Source organism: Bradyrhizobium sp. McL0616 (assembly GCF_049993385.1).
Classification (GTDB): Bacteria; Pseudomonadota; Alphaproteobacteria; order Rhizobiales; family Xanthobacteraceae; genus Bradyrhizobium.
In genome coordinates, this window is sequence record NZ_CP188255.1 from 2,513,873 (window position 1) to 2,531,223 (window position 17,351).

The following is a 17,351-nucleotide window of genomic DNA, read 5'->3' on the forward strand; positions in this document are numbered from 1 at the left end:
CGCCCTCCTACCGCCAGATCTTCCAAATTGCTGTCGCGACAGCAAGGTTGATGAGCAGCATCAGAACCGCGAGCACGCTGCCTTGTGCCAGATTGAAATCATGGAAAACCGCATTGTAGGCGGCCAAAGCCAATACTTCTGTTGAACGCCCCGGGCCACCGCCTGTCAGAGGCAGCACGAGATCGAACGCGTTAAGCGAGAAGACGCTGACGATCATGACGTTGACCAACAGAATTGGCTTCAGACTCGTCAATGTGATGTGTCGGAATGACTGGAAGGCTGTCGCGCCGTCAACCGCCGCCGCCTCATACAATACGGGCGGAATGGTTTGTAGGCCCGCGTAGAGCAGAATCATACTGAGCGCCGTGCCACGCCAGATATTTGCCAAGGTCGCGGACCAGATCGCGATCCGGGGATCGGACAACCACGCGACGGAAGGCAGCGAAGCCAGGTTCAATACCGCGTTAAAAAAACCAAAGTGAGCTTCGCTCAGAAGCAGTTGCCAAGTGATCCCCGAGGAAACGCCGGGAATGATCCATGTCGCCAGAACGGCAACTTGAACTGCCCTGACCCCGATCAGCTTTCGCCGAAACCCTGCCTGTAATGTCAAGGCGATCAACAGCCCGAAGACAGTCTGGACGATCACGCTGCCAGAAACGAAGATGGCGGTCGCAACAATGATCGCAGCCAGATCGGCATCTGCGAAAGCGGATCGATAGGTTTCCAGGGTGAGACGATACGACGGCTCCGAAAGCTTTGCATCTGTGAAGCTCAATCGCAAGACGTCCACGGCCGGCCAGAGATAGAAGACCGCCAGCAATACCAGGATTGGCAGCAGCCACCAAAAAGGATGTTCGTCGAGGTTCAAGGACTGGCGCCGTGGCATCGACGTCATGGGCGCCGAGCGGCTCGGGCGATTTGCGCCGCCGCATCGTCAACCGCGGCCTCTGCGCTGCGGGTCCCCGAAAGTGCCTCGCTGATGGCTATCTGCAACCGGTTGGAGATTTCGGTGTAGATCGGGAAGCCCGGTCGCGCTCGCCCCTTCTTCAGGTATTCCTTGATCTGCAGATAGAACGGCGAGCGAAACATCGGCATGGCATCAAAGTCGCTTTGACGTGTCGGCAAGCGTTGCAAAACTTCGACGGCTGACCGCATGTAGACTTCGCGGACAAGGTCCATGCATGCCTTCACCTTTTCGGGGTCCTTCGAAAAGGCCACGAAGGTCCACCCGCCGGTGGCAGTGGAGCGTTGGTCAGCAGTCGGTCCAGGCAGCATCGACACCGACCATTTTGCCAAAGCTTCGGGGCTCATCGCCGCCTGCATCTGCCCCATCGCCCAATCGCCATTGACCATCATGGCGGTTTTGCCAGCGATGGCCGCCGCGGTGAGATCATCGTAACTGGTCAGGCTTGCGACACGAGGTGGCGACGCACCCGACTCGATCAGACCACGATAGTAGGCGATCGCATTCAGCAGATAGGTTCTGTTCGGCTCTCGTCCGAATACCGGAGTCCCCTCTTCATCGAGCAATTTGCCGCCTTGCGCCCAGAAATGGGGCAAGAAGTCTATCATCGTAGTCTCGTTGCGGCCCCCGTTAAACAATAGTCCTTCAATCCCGCCGCCCGCCGCGCGTTTTGCCGCGAGCGCAGCTTCCTTGGTCTGCTGCCAGGTCTGTGGCGGATCGGGGACAAGTACAGTATTGCGGTAGAGCACCCGCAGATCGGTCGTCCACCACCAAGCGTAAATGTGACCGTCGGCATCAGAGATAATGGGCCGAACAAAGGGGAAGAGATCGTCGATTTCTTCCTTCGTGAAATGCTCGTCGAGAGGCTGAAGAAGGTGTTGTCGGACGAAGAGAGGTACCTGGAAAGAATCCAACGAAGAACAGTCGGGCGCCGCGCCGTTCCTCGCCTGCTCCATCAGGCGCGCATGTTCCTGCGGAATCTGAAGCGACATAAGCTGGATTCTTATACGCCAGTCAGGATGATTGCGCGCATACTTCTCGAATAGCGCAGCCATTCCAGCGGCGAACTGCGGTTGCGCGTTGCTGTTTGACTGTTCGGTCAGAATACGAAAGGTAAGATTCTTGGGTGCGCCAATCTGACCAATGCGATCTGGTGCAACTAGGTCTGCGGCGCATACCACGCTCGGCGACTGGATGCAGCCGGTCACGAGAATCGCACACAACAGCTGGCCGATTTTCGGCTGCATTTCCACCCGTCCCGAGTATCGCGTTGCTTCACACGATCCCTGACCGAACGCGAATTGGGGCTAGATTTAATCGGAACTTGCCGCAATATGCCGTCTTGCTAGGGTGTTATCAAGCTAATTTAGCCCGTCGGCGCCTCTGACGGTTCGAATCCTGCTGAGGCGGTGAAAACGACATGGGGCTCGCTTCAATTGCCGGGACTACAGAAGCATCCAAAAGGCAGCTGGAGATCGCTTCCACGTGCACCCGTCGCGTCAATCGTCGGATGGCAATAGGGTCATCTCGGCATTGCCAAGGTAAGGACCGTTACCATGGACCTCGCCGGTTACGAGCTGGAGCCTCTGCGCGACGACGGCGAGTTCACGCTGCACCGCGCGCGCCACCCAAACAATCCGGTGCGAGTGCTGGCTCTAGTCGCCGCTCGATCGACGCTAGTTAAGCGGCTTGAGAACGAATACGCACTAGCGGACGCTCTTGATTCCAATTGGGCGGCGCGACCGTTGGCGCTGGTTCGCTACAACGGCTCGGCCACCCTCGTGCTCGAGGATTGCGGCGGCGAGCCCCTTAGTCGGCTTCCCAACGAGGGACTTGAGCCGTCGCAGTTCCTGCGCCTCGCTATCCGGCTCGCGACTGTGGTTGGCCAAGTCCATCGCTGCGGCCTTATTCATAAGGATATCAAACCGGCGAACATGCTTGTCGATGCCGCGGGCAACGTTCGGCTCACCGGGTTTGGGATCGCCTCACGGCTGCTGCGCGAACGGCAGGCAGCCGGGCCGCCCGACGCCATCGCTGGCACCTTTGCCTACATGGCCCCTGAGCAGACCGGCCGCATGAACCGCTCGATTGACGCTCGCAGCGATCTTTATTCGCTGGGCATCAGCCTCTACGAAATGCTCACCGGGGTCCTGCCGTTTACCGCGACAGATCCGATGGAGTGGATTCACTGCCACGTTGCCCGTCTGCCCGTCGCGCCGGTTGATCGAGTGGGCGCGGAGATGACCCAGCTCGCCTCGATCGTGATGAAGCTTCTGGCGAAGAACGCCGAAGACCGGTATCAGACCGCAGAGGGCCTCGCGGCCGATCTTCAGCTGTGCTTGGAAGCGTTGGAAGCGAACCGTCGGATCGAACCGTTTGCCCTGGGCGCACACGACGGCTCGGATCGACTGCCGATCCCTGAAAAGCTATACGGACGCGAGGCAGAGATCGACGCGCTTGCAGCCGCATTCGATCAGGTTGTAAGCCATGGCATGACCGAGTTCGTGGTGGTGTCTGGCTATCCAGGCGTCGGCAAATCCTCAATCGTGAGCGAGTTGCATAAGTCGCTGGCGCCATCGCACGGCCTGTTTGCTGCCGGCAAGTTCGATCAGTACAAGCGCAACATCCCATATGCGACGCTGGCTGAGGCTTGCCAGTCCCTCGTCCGCCAAATTCTCGCCACCAGCGAGCCAGAGGTCAGCCGCTGGCGGCAAGTCCTGCTCGAGGCGTTGGGCGCGAATGGCCAACTGATGGTCAACCTGATCCCGGAGCTTGCACTCATCATTGGAGCGCAGCAGCCGATCCCGGAGCTTTCGACGCAAGACGGGCAGCATCGTTTCCAGTTGGCATTCCGGCGGCTCATAGGCGTGTTTGCGCGGCATGAGCACCCGCTTGTTCTGTTTCTTGATGATCTTCAATGGCTGGATGCTGCGAGCCTCGACCTGCTGGAACATTTGGCTACCCACCCCGAGGTGAGGCACCTTCTGCTCATTGGAGCCTACCGGGATAACGAAGTCGGCCCCACGCACCCCCTCAAGCGCTCACTGGCGCTGATCCAAAAGGCGGGCGCGCCGATCACGCAAATTGATCTGGCCCCACTTGGATCCGACGACGTCGGCCGACTGGTTGCCGACGCGCTTCATTGTGATCCGGATGTTGCTCGACCTCTCGCTCAGTTGGTGCACGAGAAGACGGACGGCAACCCCTTCTTTACGATCCAATTTCTTACTGCATTGGCGGATGAAAGGCTGATCGCATTCGATCAGACGGCGAGCGCTTGGCGGTGGGACATCGAACGAATCCGCGCGAAAGGCTTCACAGACAACGTCGTGGGTCTCATGATCGGAAAGTTGCAGCGCTTGCCGCGAGCGACTCAGGTCGCCTTGCAACAGCTCGCATGTATGGGCAACAGCTGCGAGATCGCCGTGTTGACCAAGGTGTACGGAGTAGCCGAGGAGAAGATCTACGAGACTTTCTGGGAAGCTGTTAGGGCGGGCCTCGTGTTCAATCAGAACGACAGCTATGTATTTCACCACGATCGCGTCCAGGAGGCCGCTTACTCCCTCATCGCGGAGGGCGAACGGGCTGCCGCACACCATAGGATCGGGGAAACACTGTTATCGATGACGGCAACTGAGGAGCTCGAGGAGAATATCTTCGAGATCGTCAATCAATTCGACCGCGGGATGGCGCTCATCACCAACCGCGACCAGCGTGAGCGCGTTGCCGAACTCAATCTCATGGCGGGCAAACGCGCGAAGGCGGCTTCCGCCTATGCGTCGGCTCTGGCCTATTTTTCCGAAGGCTGTGCATTGTTGGCAAATGACAAATGGGAACGAGTCCACCCGCTCGCTTTCTCGCTCGAACTCCTTACCGCTGAGTGCGAATACCTGACCGGAAACCTGGCGTCTTCGGAAGAAAGACTTCTGTTCCTTGCAACCCGTGCCGAGAACACCGTCGAGCACGCCTCGGTCGCATGTCTGCGCGCCGTCCTGTACACGAATCTGGATCGCAGCGACCGGGCCATCGAGCTAGGTCTGGAGTTTCTACAGCGGGTTGGGATCTTCCTGTCGCCGAACCCGACGGCGGAGGATGTCCGGCTGGACTATGAGCGACTATTGCAGCGGCTTGGGCCTCGCGCCATCGACGAACTAGCGCAGCTGCCGCCAATGATTCATCCGGACCAATGCGCAGCCATGAGCGTGCTTTCGACGCTTTGGCCACCGGCGAGCTTCAGCGATGAGAATCTGAGGAGTATCATTGCCATTCGAATGGCGATCATCAGTCTGGAACACGGCAATGGTGATGGATCGGGCTATGCCTATGTATCTCTGGGAACGACGATTGGGCGCCGTTTTGGCGACTATCAGTCAGGCTACCGCTTCAGCAAGCTCGGCATGGAGCTCGCGGAGAAACATAGTCAGTTCAAGGCTCGTATCTATCAGGTCTTCAGCAATCATGCCGCGCCCTGGATGCAACATCTTCCGACCTGCCGGACCTACGTGCGCCGTGCGTTCGACGCGGCTCAGGAAGCCGGCGACCTGTCGCACGCGGCATATAGCTGTTGCGATCTGGTCACCAACCTGCTCGGCGTTGGCGACCCGCTTAGCGAAGTCGAAAAAGAGACGGAGAATGGCCTGGACTTCGCAAGGAAGGCCAAGTTCGGTCTCGTCGTCGACGTCATGATGGGACAGCTCGCGCTTATACGACGTCTCCGAGGCCTGACTTCGGAGCCCGCGCAACTCAATGACAATGCAGTTGCCGAACACGAGTTTGAACGCCGCCTGGAGAGCGACCCCCGGCTGACAAAGCCACTGTGCTGCTACTGGGTACGCACGCTCCAGGCGCATTTTCTCGCCGGCGACTACAAATTGGCCGCTGCAGCAGCATCGAAGGCGGAACCTACACTGTGGACGGCACCTACTGATTTCGAATTTGCCGAATATCATTTCTATGGTGGACTCTCGCGAGCGGCATTGTGCGATTCGGCAAACGCCGATCAGCGACGGACGCATATGGAAGCGCTCTCTGCTCATCACCGTCAGGTCGCCGTTTGGGCGAAGAACTGCCCCGAGAATTTCGCCAACCGTGCCGCATTGCTCGAAGCCGAGATCGCGCGTCTCGAAGGCCGGCCGATGGATGCAGAGCGTCTTTACGAGAATTCCATCGCATCCGCGCGCGAGTACGGATTCATTCAGAACGAGGGAGTGGCAAACGAGCTTGCCGCTCAATTTTACCTGGCCCGGGGCTTCAGGAAGATTTCCGACGCCTACCTCCGAGATGCGCGTGACTGCTATGTGCGCTGGGGCGCCGAAGGCAAGGTTCGTCAGTTGGACGTAAAATACCCGCACCTCAGACGCCCTCAAACTCAGCTGCCCCCCACGACGACGACCTTCGACGCACCCGTGGAGCAGTTGGACGTCGGCACCATGTTGAAGGCTTCACAGGCGCTCTCTGGCGAGATCGTACTCGACACTCTGATCAAGACACTGATGCGGATCGCCGTAGAGCACGCGGGGGCCGAGCGCGGAATCCTGGTTCTCCTCCGCAACCAGGAGCCGCAAATTGCTGCGGAGGCCGCGTTCACGCGCGGCTTGGTTGAGGTCACGCTTCAAGAGGAAACCATTCTGCATCCCGAATTTGCAGAATCCGCACTGAACTACGTCATCCGGACACGGGAGAGACTGTTGGTGGATGATGCGTCGGTCAGCCCCTTGCTTTCAAACGACGCGCACGTCCGACGGCGGCGGTGCAGATCGATCTTGTGTTTGCCCATTATCAAGCAAGCGGGACTTGTTGGCGCGCTCTACCTCGAAAACAACCTGACACCAAGTGCCTTCACACAAGATCGGATTACGATCTTGGAGTTTCTCGCTTCGCAAGCCGCCATCTCCCTGGAAACCGCTTACCTTTATTCCGATCTGTTACGCAGTAGAGCCTTCCTGGCCGAAGGACAGCGAATGAGCCGCACTGGCAGCTGGAGCTGGAATCTTGCCACGGGAAAGGTTGTATGGTCTGACGAGCATTTCCGAATCTTCGGCTTTGCTCCGAGTGAGCAACCTGAACCAACATTCGAATGGTTTCTGGAGCGGATCCATTGGGAGGATCGGCCGTTTCTTGAGCAAAGAGTTGATGCTGCGGTTCGCAGCGGCGGAGAATTTGCGTTCGATTTTCGAATCGTGCTTCGCGATGGGGCCGTCAAGTATGTACATGGTGTGGGTCGCCCGGTCAGGGAGAAGGAGGGCGATATCAATGAATACATTGGGACCACAATCGATGTCAGTGACCGCAAAATAAGCGAGGACGCCTTGCGAAAAGCGCAGGCGGATCTGGCCCATGTCACCCGGCTCACGACAATGGGAGAACTCGCGGCGTCAATCGCTCACGAAGTGAATCAGCCGCTTATGGCAATCGTCAATAATGCGGAAAGCTGCTTGATCAGATTCGCCACGGACAATCCTGATCTCGTCAAGATCCAGCAAGCGGTCGAACGCATAGTCAAGAACGGGCACCGTGCGGGTGACATCCTGAAAAGCATCCGCTCCATGGTGCGGAAGTCCCCGTCGGAGATGACGGGAATCGATATCAATGCGGTGATCGAAAGCATCCTGGATCTGATGCGCGCCGAGTTGCATCGGCATGACGTCTCGCTGGAGGTGGATTTGCGCGAGGGCCTCGATCCAGTTACGGGCGATGGCGTCCAACTGCAGCAGGTCGTCCTCAACCTTGTTATGAACGCCATCGAAGCCATGAGCGAAGGCCCGAAGCAACCGCGGACGTTGCGCGTCGCCACTCGCCCCGATGGAGAAGGGAACGTGAAGACCTCGGTCCAGGATTCCGGAATAGGGTTCGACCTTGCGCAGATCGACCGCATCTTCGAGCCTCTCTTCACGACCAAGCGAGAAGGCATGGGGATGGGACTCTCGATCTGCCGCTCCATCATCGAGGCCCATGGCGGCCGGCTGTGGGCGTCGTCACAATTGGCCGGCGGCAGCGTCTTCGAGTTCATCTTGCCGATGGTAAAGGGTGGGCGCCCGGTCGGGCCTTTCTCTTAGTCGAGAGGCGGCAGCGATCGCGACGCGCACGGATTGCGCATCCGCGCCGCGAAACAGCAGCCGAATTTCGGTCTTTTTACCATCGGGCGTGGTCGGCGCGGCAACGCCATCGATGGGGCGTATCTCCAACGTAGCGTTTGAACACCGTCGTAAAATGAGCTTGCGACATAAAGCCTACACTCAGCGCGACATTGACGACCGATTCTTCGGTTTCAGCGAGCAATTGCCGTGACCTCTCAATTCGGTGCCGGAGGACGAACTCATGTGGGCGGAAGCCAGTGGCAAGGCGGAACTGGCCCGCGAAATGCATCCGACTGAGCCCCGCTACGGACGCCAGATCCGTAAGAGTAATTGAATGCATGTATCGCGAACTGATGTATTCGGTGACGCGCTTCAAGCGCCATTTTGGTAACTGCGGCTCGTCGACCTCCGTATTCCGCTTGCATTCGAATCGCAGACAGAGCAATCGGGTCACGATGGCGAGACGCACAGCGTCCGCGTAAAGGTCATCAAAATGACCGGTGCTCTGTTCCGCGGCTTCAAGTGCCCCGGAGAGCCGCTCGATGACCGGGTCATTCATAAAGCTGCCGGGGACCTGGTATTCGATCGTTTGATCAGCTCCCGGTTGCTTTGCTTGAGGCACTGCGCGACGTTTGCGCTGTCAATATTCAGCCGGATCGCGTCATCGAGTGACGTGGCGCTCGGGGATCGAGGAATTCGGGCGCCTATTCGCCGGGACCCAGCGGATGGGGTGGAAACGGATAGCACAACATCCATGTTGTGCAGCTTGATCGTGATGTCACTCGAAATCGATCGGTTTTGAGTTTCCCGATCCGAATGAAATTTAAACGATGCAGACTTGAACTGGCTCTCACCGGAAGTCTCGGTACGAACCAATTCTTCCGATCGGCCCTCTGCAGGGAGACAGAACCGCCGCAATGGGGTTCATAAACGGGATCATCCGAATTGCACGACAAAAGCATAGACATGGTTCCAGGCTCCTCCGCAATCGTTCGTCTGCATTTCCACAATGCGTGGTGCTTCGATCGATTACACAAGCCGGTCGAGGAAACTTCGCCGCGCTTCCCTACCGACGTCTGGAGAACTCTATGGCCGGCGGGGCTCCCCGAATCGAATGAAATCGCGCAAAATCCAGAGAAACGTTGCTAATGTCAGGAGCCCGGAGTTTCCGACCGCCGCCGTTGTGGTAGGTTTCGTCGACCCTGATTGCAATGGGGCGTTGGCGGGCTTGCGATCGAGCGACAAGCGGAAAGCAGGAATCGGCGGTTGCCCGCCGTCACTTGCGCTCTACCAGGAAGGTACGACGACCGGCCGACGATCAGCGTCTTCCATTTTACGAAGCCGAAAGCAAAGGGCAGGACTTGAAATTGATCGTTCAGCCCAACAAAGAGGCGCCAAGCATCGTTGTTATCGATGACGATGTGGATGTCCGAGAGGGCCTCGCAGCTCTTCTCCAGTCGGTTGGATTGCGCACGGAATCATTCGCCTCAGTACGGGAATTCCTCGACAGCGGGGGGCTCGACCGGGCCAGGTGCCTCGTCCTTGACGTTAGGTTGCCCGGGAGAAGCGGGCTGGATTTTCAAGATGACCTGATCAAAGCCAAGGCGCATCTTCCCGTCGTTTTCATTAGTGGCCATGCCGACGTACCGATGTCGGTTCGTGCGATGAAGGCGGGCGCAGTCGAGTTTCTGACCAAGCCCGTTCGCCATCAGGACCTGCTGGACGCGATTCAGTTGGCGATCGAGCAGGACTCGGTCCGTCGCAAAAGCGAGGATTCAATCACGGCCCTTCGGGCGAGGTTCGACAGTTTGACGGGGCGCGAGCAAGAGGTCATGACGTTGGTCGCCGCCGGCCGCATGAACAAGCAAATCGCGGAAGAAATCGGGATCAGCCTTCCTACGGTAAAGTTGCATCGCGGCCAGGCCATGCGAAAGATGGAGGCCCGGTCGCTCGCCGAGCTGGTTCGGATCGCGGATAAACTCAATCTTGTGCGTCAGTAGGCTAGACCAAGGTATAGGAACTCAAGACCTTGGGAGGAGCCGTTGCTTCGCACGGCCAATTGAGGAGCGCCATCCTTCGGCTCTAGATTGACCGAGTTACAGAGAAAGTGTCGCAGTGCAGAAAAAAACGCTAATTTCCTGCATCGATGACGATGTTGCGGTCCGCGACGGGATTGCAGCCTTTCTGGACGCATCCGGGTTCGATACCGAGTTTTTCTTGTCTGCGGAAGAATTTCTCAAAACAGGGCGTCTGGAGTATACGTCGTGCCTGATTACGGATGTCATGCTCGGAGGAATGTCGGGACTTCAGCTTCAAGAGCGGTTGATTTCGTCTGGCAGGAATATCCCGATCATCATCATCACGGCTTTTCCGGACGACTGGACCCGCACAAAGGCGCTCAACGCCGGAGCAATCTGCTTTCTCGAAAAGCCAGTGAGAGCCGAGGATCTGCTAGCCGCTATTGATTTGGCGCTGAAGGGTTCGGCGCGAGGGTGAAGCCAGCCGTCGGGTAATTGATGAACAGGGAGGCGCATGTGACGAAGATTCGATCGGCGGCACCGCATTCCCCCGAAGCGTTGGATCAGCAGTCGGGATGGCCTTTGAGGGAAAACGAGGAGATGGCCCGATTCGATGCAACCGTGATCATTCGGTTCGGGCGGTTTCTCGTCCTGCCGCGTGCACGCCAATTGCTCGTCGACGGACGCCCTGCAGTGATTAGCAGCCGCGCGTTCGATATTTTGATGGTTTTGATCAGGGCGCGCGGTACGCTGGTTACGAAGACCGAGATCATGAACCAGGTCTGGCCCTCGACGTGGGTCGAGGAAAGCAACCTGCGCGTACAGATGTCGGCACTACGTGCCGTGCTTGGCGAAGATCGGGAGATCATCAAGACGGTCCCGGGACGAGGCTATGTGTTTGCAGTCAATGTCGCTCTGGTAGCGGGGCATCCGTCTCTGCCGACAGCCGTCGATTTTGAGCTTCCCGGCACGGTGCTGCTGCCAGATCACATTGGATCCACCAAACTCGTGACCTCCCGATTCAAACATGCTCCGGCAAAAGCTCGGCCGACGATCATCGTCATCGATGACGACGATGACGTTCGCGACTCCCTCGCAGCTGTTCTCGATTCGGTCGGCTGGCGCGCGGAATTGTTTGCTTCAGTGCCCGAATTCCTGAAGAGCGACAGCCCGGAGCGCGCCGGATGCCTTGTGCTCGATGTCAGGCTGCCGGGGCAAAGCGGATTGGACTTTCACGATGAGCTTATCAAGGCGAATGTGCATCTGCCGGTGGTCTTCATCAGTGGCCACGCCGACGTGCCAATGTCGGTTCGGGCGATGAAAGCTGGCGCAGTCGAATTTCTCACCAAGCCTATCCGGCATCAAGATTTGCTGGATGCAATCCAATCGGCCGTGGGATCGTCGTCATCTGCTTGAGCCGGGCTCAAGAACACGCTCTTCGGGCTGTCATGCGACCCGATCGACTGGACGAGGCGCTAGCAGCCAGTGGTCCATCTTGGTTGCGCCTGGCCGCCAGTGAGCCCCGCCGTCCTCGCCCCGACGCACCACCGTCCCGCGAACGCTGTCGATACCAGCATGAGAATCTCAAGTGCCGTTCGAAGGACACAGCGTTCGATCTCTCAATCGAGACGCGGATTTGAAAAGATAACGGCCCGGATTTGATCGATGTTTGGGTGTCAGCGCGATCTAACTCGGGAGAGTGTTTTGGAGCAATCAATACCACCCGTGAATTCGTTCCCCAGGGGGGACGAAATCGTTGAACCTGGACCGCAGATTCGGACTTGGGCCTCAAGTCAACGCCCGGCGTCTCGGATTGACGTCGAGCGCCAGACGTTGGCGACTCCGAGCGATCAGCTTTCATCGGATCCGGAGCTCCACAAGATGCTTTGGCGAATGAATCAAATGAAAAACATGGAGCACATGGCGGCCGGGCTCGCCCATGACTTCAACAATATGCTGCAAGGCGTTGTCGGCGCACTCGACATCATGCAAAAGCGGATCGGACAGGGGAGAGTGGATGAGATCGCCGATCTGGTGGAGACGGCCCTGGTCTTGCTCCGGCGGACTGCCGCGCTAACCCATAGTTTGCTCGCCTTTTGTCGGCCAGAGGCAGTCGAGATGAACCGTCTCTGCGCAAACGAGGTGATCCAATCGATGGAGAGCCTGCTACGCTGCACAGTTGGCGACCAGATGGAAGTCAAGCTCGAGCTAGGGAAAGGACTTCCGCCAATTGCATGCGACCGTCATCAGCTCGAAAACGCGCTTCTCAACCTGGTCGTAAATGCAAGGGATGCGATGCCCCACGGGGGCGACGTCGTTGTCAGGACGTCGTGCGGCGATCAGGCGATGAAAGAAGCCGATTCGGCGCGGCAATGCATTGGAATCATCGTGGCGGACACGGGCGTCGGCATGACGCCTGATGTCGTCGAACATGCGTTTGATCCATTCTACACCACCAAATGCAAGGGGCGCGGATCAGGTTTGGGGCTCGCCATGGTCAAGTGCTTTGTTGACCGACTTGGGGGGCAATTAGCGCTCAAGAGCGTCGTTGGAAAAGGCACGAAGATAACGCTCTATCTGGCGCTGATACCACAGCGCTAAAAGACGCTCACGAAGCGAACAATCGGAAGCCGCGTTGGTAGGCATCGGACTGCGATCAGCGTACATCGGGGTCGGAAACTGCGTGCTTTGCCGCAATGCATGTCGACAGCCACGCTATAAAACTGCGCCGCTCGATCGGCCCGGACTGTGACGCAGCGCGGTCCGGACCGATGGATGTGCGCGCGGATTTAGCTGCAGCTCAGCGGCAACGGCTGGTTGGGATGTAGCTCGTACCAATCATAGCAATCCGGATAGGCGCCGTAGGATCCATATCCGGGGTGGTAGCGGTCAAAGCGGTGAAACGCGTGCTGGCGGAGGCCGTCGGTTGCGGCATGACCGCCGAAGCCGAGGTGCTCCCCGCCGAACCGGTCGCCGCCGCCGAATACGCCCCCGTGCCCCATGCCGCCGAAATGCGCACCGCCGCCAAGGCCCGCGTGTCCGCCGCCGAAGCCGCCGCCGCCGAAGCCGCCGCCGCCGAAGCCGCCACCGCCAAAGCCGCCGTGGCCGCCGCCACCACCACCACCGCCGTGCGCGTTCGCTGCGCCGATGGCGAGCGTCGAGGCAAGCGCGGCGGTTGCCAGAATCATGATGGCTCTTTTCATGGGAAACTCCTCTCGTGTTGAGCTGCCCGGTCATCCCTGAAGCCGCTTCCGCGTCGTGCTGTGCGCGCGAGGCTGCTGATGACTGGGCGTGTGATGAAAGAGAGGTAAGAGGGCTGCGCGGCAATCCAACTGAATTCGGCGTCAGACTTCAGGCGCGCCGAGCGTGGTGGCCGCGCACGCAAGGGAGCGGGCTGAATGGAACAGCCCGCTCCCTGTCACTCGATGTGCGGTAACCGGCGGAGTCTTCCCGCCGGACGCGTTGGCGCGATCAGAAGCTGCCCGTGCCGGGCTCGCAAGGCACGTTGTTGCCGGTCCACGGCGCAGTGGCGAAGGCGCCGACGCGCGGCGCCGGAACGCAGGCAGGGTCGCCCTGATAAACGGGCGCGCTCGTTGCGACCGTATCGGCGTCCACCGCGGGCTGCCGCACGAAGCCGTGATGCTCGCGTGCCATCACGGGTCCGCCGAGCATGGCGGCTGCAATCAGTCCCATCGACAACAGTTTGGACGTGGTCATTCGCTTTCTCCTTGATGACATCGGGCCGACCAAGCCGGCTGCCCACCGAGGTGTGAGCGATCGGGCGTCGTTCAAATGCACAAATCGCTCACCGCAATTCAACGGCCTGTGAGCCGATGCGGCGTCGCAACCACGATCGTGCGAATACATAACAACCGTGGTCCCCGAAACTACAACGAGTGCGTTGAGGCATATGTTCGATGCTGCACTATTCGGATCCCGGAAGATGATCACGACATTGGCAACCCGCATCGTCCTTGCAGTGGCGCTGCTCGCGAGGCGCACGGTCCGCAGCATGAATTTCAATTTAATGGCGCTCCATGCGCCGCAGCACTATCTCGTACCTCAGCGAGTGGCCGACGTCAGCCGACATCAGCACCGCGGGTTCGACGCGCGCGGGCGCTGAACATGACACCGCGTGCCGCTGAGCCCAAGCTTCCTCACCGCGCGCCGAAACGCCGCACGGAACGTGGAATGCAGATCATGAAGCGGATTCTCCTGATCGAGGATGACGCCGAGACCGCCGAAGCGATTGTCGCCGAACTCGCCGATCGCGGCTTCGAGGTGCAATGGGCCGGCGACGGCGTCGACGGCCTCGACCGGGCGCGCGCGTCGAGCCCGGATGCCATGATCGTCGATCGGATGCTGCCGGGAATGGATGGGCTCACCGTCATCGAGGCGCTGCGCAAGGATCAGGTCAGGACACCCGTCCTGGTCCTGAGTGCGCTCGGTGCGGTGGACGATCGGGTGCGCGGATTGCGCATGGGCGGAGACGATTATCTCACAAAGCCATTCGCACTCATCGAGCTGGTCGCGCGGATCGAGGCGTTGCTGCGCCGTCCGTCCGACAGCCGCGAAACCATCATGCATGTCGGACCGCTCGAGCTCGACCTGATCGAGCGGACCGCGCGACGCGGCGAGCGCGAGCTCGACCTGCTGCCGCGCGAATTCCGCCTGCTCGAATACATGATGCGCTGGAACGACCAGCTGCTGACGCGCGCGATGCTGCTCGAGGAGGTCTGGAACTACAAGTTCGTGCCGGCGACCACCAACCTGATCGACGTGCATATGGGCCGGCTTCGTCACAAAGTCGACGGCCCCGGAGAGGTGCCGCTGATCCACAACGTCCGCGGCTCGGGCTTCGTCCTGCGCTCGCGGCAATAGGGGCGCCAAATGTATCAGATTCAGCTAATCCGCTCTGGCACATTCCTCTGGGCCCTGGCCGTGGCGGCCGCCTTCGCGCTGTTCGTGGTTGGGCTGTTCGCGTTCATCTACTGGAAGCTCAATGATTATCTGATCGCGCGAACCGACCGCATGATCATCACGCAGATCCACTTCATCGCGAACCTGCCGCCGGCCCGCCGCGTCAGCACGATCGCCGATCATCTCGTGCAGGATTCCAGGGGGGTGCAGTACGCCGGCCTCTTCGATGCCGCCGGCACCAGGCTGGCCGGCAACATCGACCGTGTGCCGCGCGAGCTCGGTCTCGACGGCGCGGCACAGGCCGTGCGGCTGGGGCGCATCGAAAACTCGGCCGTGGACGGTCGGGTCGTCAGGGCGGTCGGCAGGCGTCTTGATGGCGGCGATGTCCTGGTGATGGGACGGAACGTCGATGAGACGCGCGAGATATCGAGCGTCGTGGGGGAGGCACTGGCTCTCGGATTGCTGCCGGCCTTCAGCCTGTGCCTGATGGCCGGCGTCTGGCTGAGCGTCCGTGCCCAGAAGCGCGTGGAGGAGGTGAATCAGCGGGTCCAGCGCATCGTGGCCGGCGAGCTGCGCGAGCGCCTGCCGGAGGGCAAGACCGACGATTCCTTCGCGCGGCTGGCCAGGATCGTCAACGGCATGCTCGACGAGATGGAGACGATGATCAATGCGCTTGCCGGCGTCGGCAACGACATCGCCCATGATCTCAGGACGCCGCTCACGCGCGTCCGGCTGGCGCTGGAGCGCGGGCGAACGCATGCGACAACGCTGGAGGAGCTCCAGGAGATCACGGACAAGGCCATCGCCGGCATCGACCAGTCGCTTGCGATCGTCACCGCCCTGCTGCGCCTGACCGAGATCGAGAACAACCGCCGCATGGCCGGCTTTGGCGACGTCGCGCTCGACGAGATCCTGCGGGAGGTGTGCGACGTCTACGAACCGATCGCCGAAGACAAGCGCATCGGGCTCGGTGTCGTCATCGATCGCAATGTGCAGGTGTGGGGTGATCGCGACCTGCTGTTCGAGGCGGTGGCCAATCTCGTGGACAATGCCATCAAGTTCACGCCGCCCGGCGGGCGGGTGGAGCTCGGACTGGAGGCGGAGGACGGCACGGCGCTCGTGCGCGTCAGCGATACCGGACCCGGCATCAGCGAGCAGGAACGCGAGGCGGTGCTGCGGCGGTTCTATCGCTCCGACAAGATGCGCAATACGCCGGGCGTCGGGTTGGGACTGAGCCTGGTCGCGGCCATCGTCAAGCTGCACGCTTTTCGGCTGATCATCGGTCCGGCGCCCGGAGGGCGGATCGAGATCCTTGCTTGGACCGGACGGGCGGGAAAGTCCGCCTCGCGTCGGTCCCGGACATTGCTGGACGCAGAGGCGGACCAGATGGGATGAGCCAAATGATGCGCGATGCGTTCGAGATCGATCAGCCGGCCTGGAGTGTGGAGTGACAGATGCAGACTAGCCACGAAGTTACGAGGAACAATCCCCCTGCTGCGCCGGTCGCACCGGTGCCGGCGCCGTTCCTCAGCGCGTATTCCGCAGCCATCCGGCGCTACGACCTGCTTGAGCCAGGTCAGGAGCAGCAGCTTGCTCGCCGCTGGCAGGAGACGCGGGACCGGAGCGCAGCGGATGCGCTCGTCACGAGCCACCTTCGGCTCGCAGCCAAACTGGCACGAGGCTACAAAGGATACGGACTTCCGCTGGTCGATCTGATCGCCGAGGCGAACCTCGGCCTCGTGATCGCCGCGTCGCGCTTCGAACCCGGCCGCGGCGCGCGATTCTCCAGCTATGCGATCTGGTGGATCAAGGCCAACATTCACGATTACGTCCTGCGGTCCTGGTCACTGGTCAAGATCGGGACGACGGCCGCGCAGAAGAAGCTGTTTTTCAAGCTCCGCAGCGAGATCAGGAAGGCCAACGGTAGCGTGATGGCCGGGCTCACACCCGATGTCGTCGAGGTGATTGCCGGGAAGCTCGCGGTGACCGCGCGTGACGTGATCGAGATGGACGCGCGGCTGAATGGCGACTTGTCGCTGAATGCGCGCATCGGCGATGAGGAAGGCGGAACCGAGCTGGAAGCCCTGCTGGTCGATGGGGCGGTCGATGCGGAGACGGTGCTCGTCGACCACGAGCAGATGGACCTGCGTACCAAGGCCCTGCGTGCTGCGCTGGGCGGGCTCACGGCGCGGGAACGTCGTGTCTTCGAGGCGCGGCGGCTGACGGAATGCCCTGTCACGCTTGATCGGCTTGCCCACGAATTGTCCGTATCCAGCGAGCGGGTTCGGCAGATCGAGGCGCGCGCCTTTGCCAAGGTCAAGCGAGCCGTCATTCTCGCCGCGCAGAATGCCGCGCGTGGCACTGTATGAAGCC

General features: G+C 60.1%; 14 protein-coding genes. 9 read left to right on the forward strand and 5 right to left on the reverse strand.

The features are described from left to right. Positions 1-7: 7 nt before the first annotated feature. Both ACPPVR_RS11910 and ACPPVR_RS11915 read right to left on the reverse strand, forming a co-directional pair. On the reverse strand, positions 8-868 hold the full coding sequence (locus tag ACPPVR_RS11910) for a carbohydrate ABC transporter permease (RefSeq protein WP_426614409.1): 861 nt from the start codon (positions 866-868) through the stop codon (positions 8-10). A gap of 23 nt (positions 869-891) precedes the next feature. Further along, on the reverse strand, positions 892-2,211 hold the full coding sequence (locus tag ACPPVR_RS11915; protein ID WP_426614410.1) for an extracellular solute-binding protein: 1,320 nt from the start codon (positions 2,209-2,211) through the stop codon (positions 892-894). Positions 2,212-2,520: 309 nt separating this feature from the next. On the opposite strand from ACPPVR_RS11915, the gene ACPPVR_RS11920 reads away from it, so the two are divergent. Further along, positions 2,521-8,019 carry a trifunctional serine/threonine-protein kinase/ATP-binding protein/sensor histidine kinase gene (locus tag ACPPVR_RS11920; protein WP_426614411.1) on the forward strand — a complete coding sequence of 1,833 codons (5,499 nt, stop codon included), beginning with the start codon at positions 2,521-2,523 and terminating at the stop codon, positions 8,017-8,019. A gap of 76 nt (positions 8,020-8,095) precedes the next feature. Here ACPPVR_RS11920 and ACPPVR_RS11925 read toward each other — a convergent pair whose 3' ends face one another. Next, entirely contained in the window at positions 8,096-8,599 is a 504-nt protein-coding gene (locus ACPPVR_RS11925) for a helix-turn-helix domain-containing protein (protein ID WP_426614412.1), read from the reverse strand. A gap of 811 nt (positions 8,600-9,410) precedes the next feature. Here ACPPVR_RS11925 and ACPPVR_RS11930 point away from each other — a divergent pair. The 4 genes from ACPPVR_RS11930 to ACPPVR_RS11945 all read left to right on the forward strand — a co-directional run bounded on the left by ACPPVR_RS11930 (position 9,411) and on the right by ACPPVR_RS11945 (position 12,659). Further along, positions 9,411-10,040: a response regulator transcription factor gene (locus ACPPVR_RS11930; protein ID WP_426616079.1), complete on the forward strand. Its 630-nt coding sequence runs from the start codon at positions 9,411-9,413 to the stop codon at positions 10,038-10,040. A gap of 115 nt (positions 10,041-10,155) precedes the next feature. Further along, positions 10,156-10,536 (forward strand): response regulator transcription factor, encoded by a 381-nt coding sequence (locus ACPPVR_RS11935; protein WP_426614413.1) that lies wholly within the window; start codon positions 10,156-10,158, stop codon positions 10,534-10,536. A gap of 38 nt (positions 10,537-10,574) precedes the next feature. Next, complete coding sequence (locus tag ACPPVR_RS11940) at positions 10,575-11,474, forward strand: response regulator (protein WP_426614414.1); 900 nt, start codon at positions 10,575-10,577, stop codon at positions 11,472-11,474. 477 nt (positions 11,475-11,951) lie between these two features. After that, the gene (locus ACPPVR_RS11945; protein WP_426614415.1) at positions 11,952-12,659 is read left to right on the forward strand and encodes a sensor histidine kinase; all 708 of its coding nucleotides are present in this window, start codon (positions 11,952-11,954) and stop codon (positions 12,657-12,659) included. Between the two features lie 188 nt (positions 12,660-12,847). On the opposite strand, the gene ACPPVR_RS11950 is transcribed toward ACPPVR_RS11945, so the two are convergent. Next, positions 12,848-13,261, reverse strand: a complete 414-nt coding sequence (locus tag ACPPVR_RS11950; RefSeq protein WP_426614416.1) for a hypothetical protein — start codon at positions 13,259-13,261, stop codon at positions 12,848-12,850. A gap of 268 nt (positions 13,262-13,529) precedes the next feature. Continuing rightward, positions 13,530-13,775: a hypothetical protein gene (locus ACPPVR_RS11955; RefSeq protein WP_426614417.1), complete on the reverse strand. Its 246-nt coding sequence runs from the start codon at positions 13,773-13,775 to the stop codon at positions 13,530-13,532. Positions 13,776-13,968: 193 nt separating this feature from the next. Here ACPPVR_RS11955 and ACPPVR_RS11960 point away from each other — a divergent pair, with 193 nt between their 5' ends. The 4 genes from ACPPVR_RS11960 to rpoH all read left to right on the forward strand — a co-directional run bounded on the left by ACPPVR_RS11960 (position 13,969) and on the right by rpoH (position 17,347). After that, positions 13,969-14,181 carry a hypothetical protein gene (locus ACPPVR_RS11960; RefSeq protein WP_426614418.1) on the forward strand — a complete coding sequence of 71 codons (213 nt, stop codon included), beginning with the start codon at positions 13,969-13,971 and terminating at the stop codon, positions 14,179-14,181. Positions 14,182-14,258: 77 nt separating this feature from the next. After that, positions 14,259-14,939: a response regulator transcription factor gene (locus tag ACPPVR_RS11965; RefSeq protein WP_426614419.1), complete on the forward strand. Its 681-nt coding sequence runs from the start codon at positions 14,259-14,261 to the stop codon at positions 14,937-14,939. A 9-nt stretch (positions 14,940-14,948) separates the two neighbouring features. Beyond that, entirely contained in the window at positions 14,949-16,373 is a 1,425-nt protein-coding gene (locus ACPPVR_RS11970) for an ATP-binding protein (protein ID WP_426614420.1), read from the forward strand. Between the two features lie 59 nt (positions 16,374-16,432). After that, positions 16,433-17,347, forward strand: a complete 915-nt coding sequence (gene rpoH / locus ACPPVR_RS11975) for an RNA polymerase sigma factor RpoH (RefSeq protein ID WP_426614421.1) — start codon at positions 16,433-16,435, stop codon at positions 17,345-17,347. Positions 17,348-17,351: the final 4 nt, after the last annotated feature.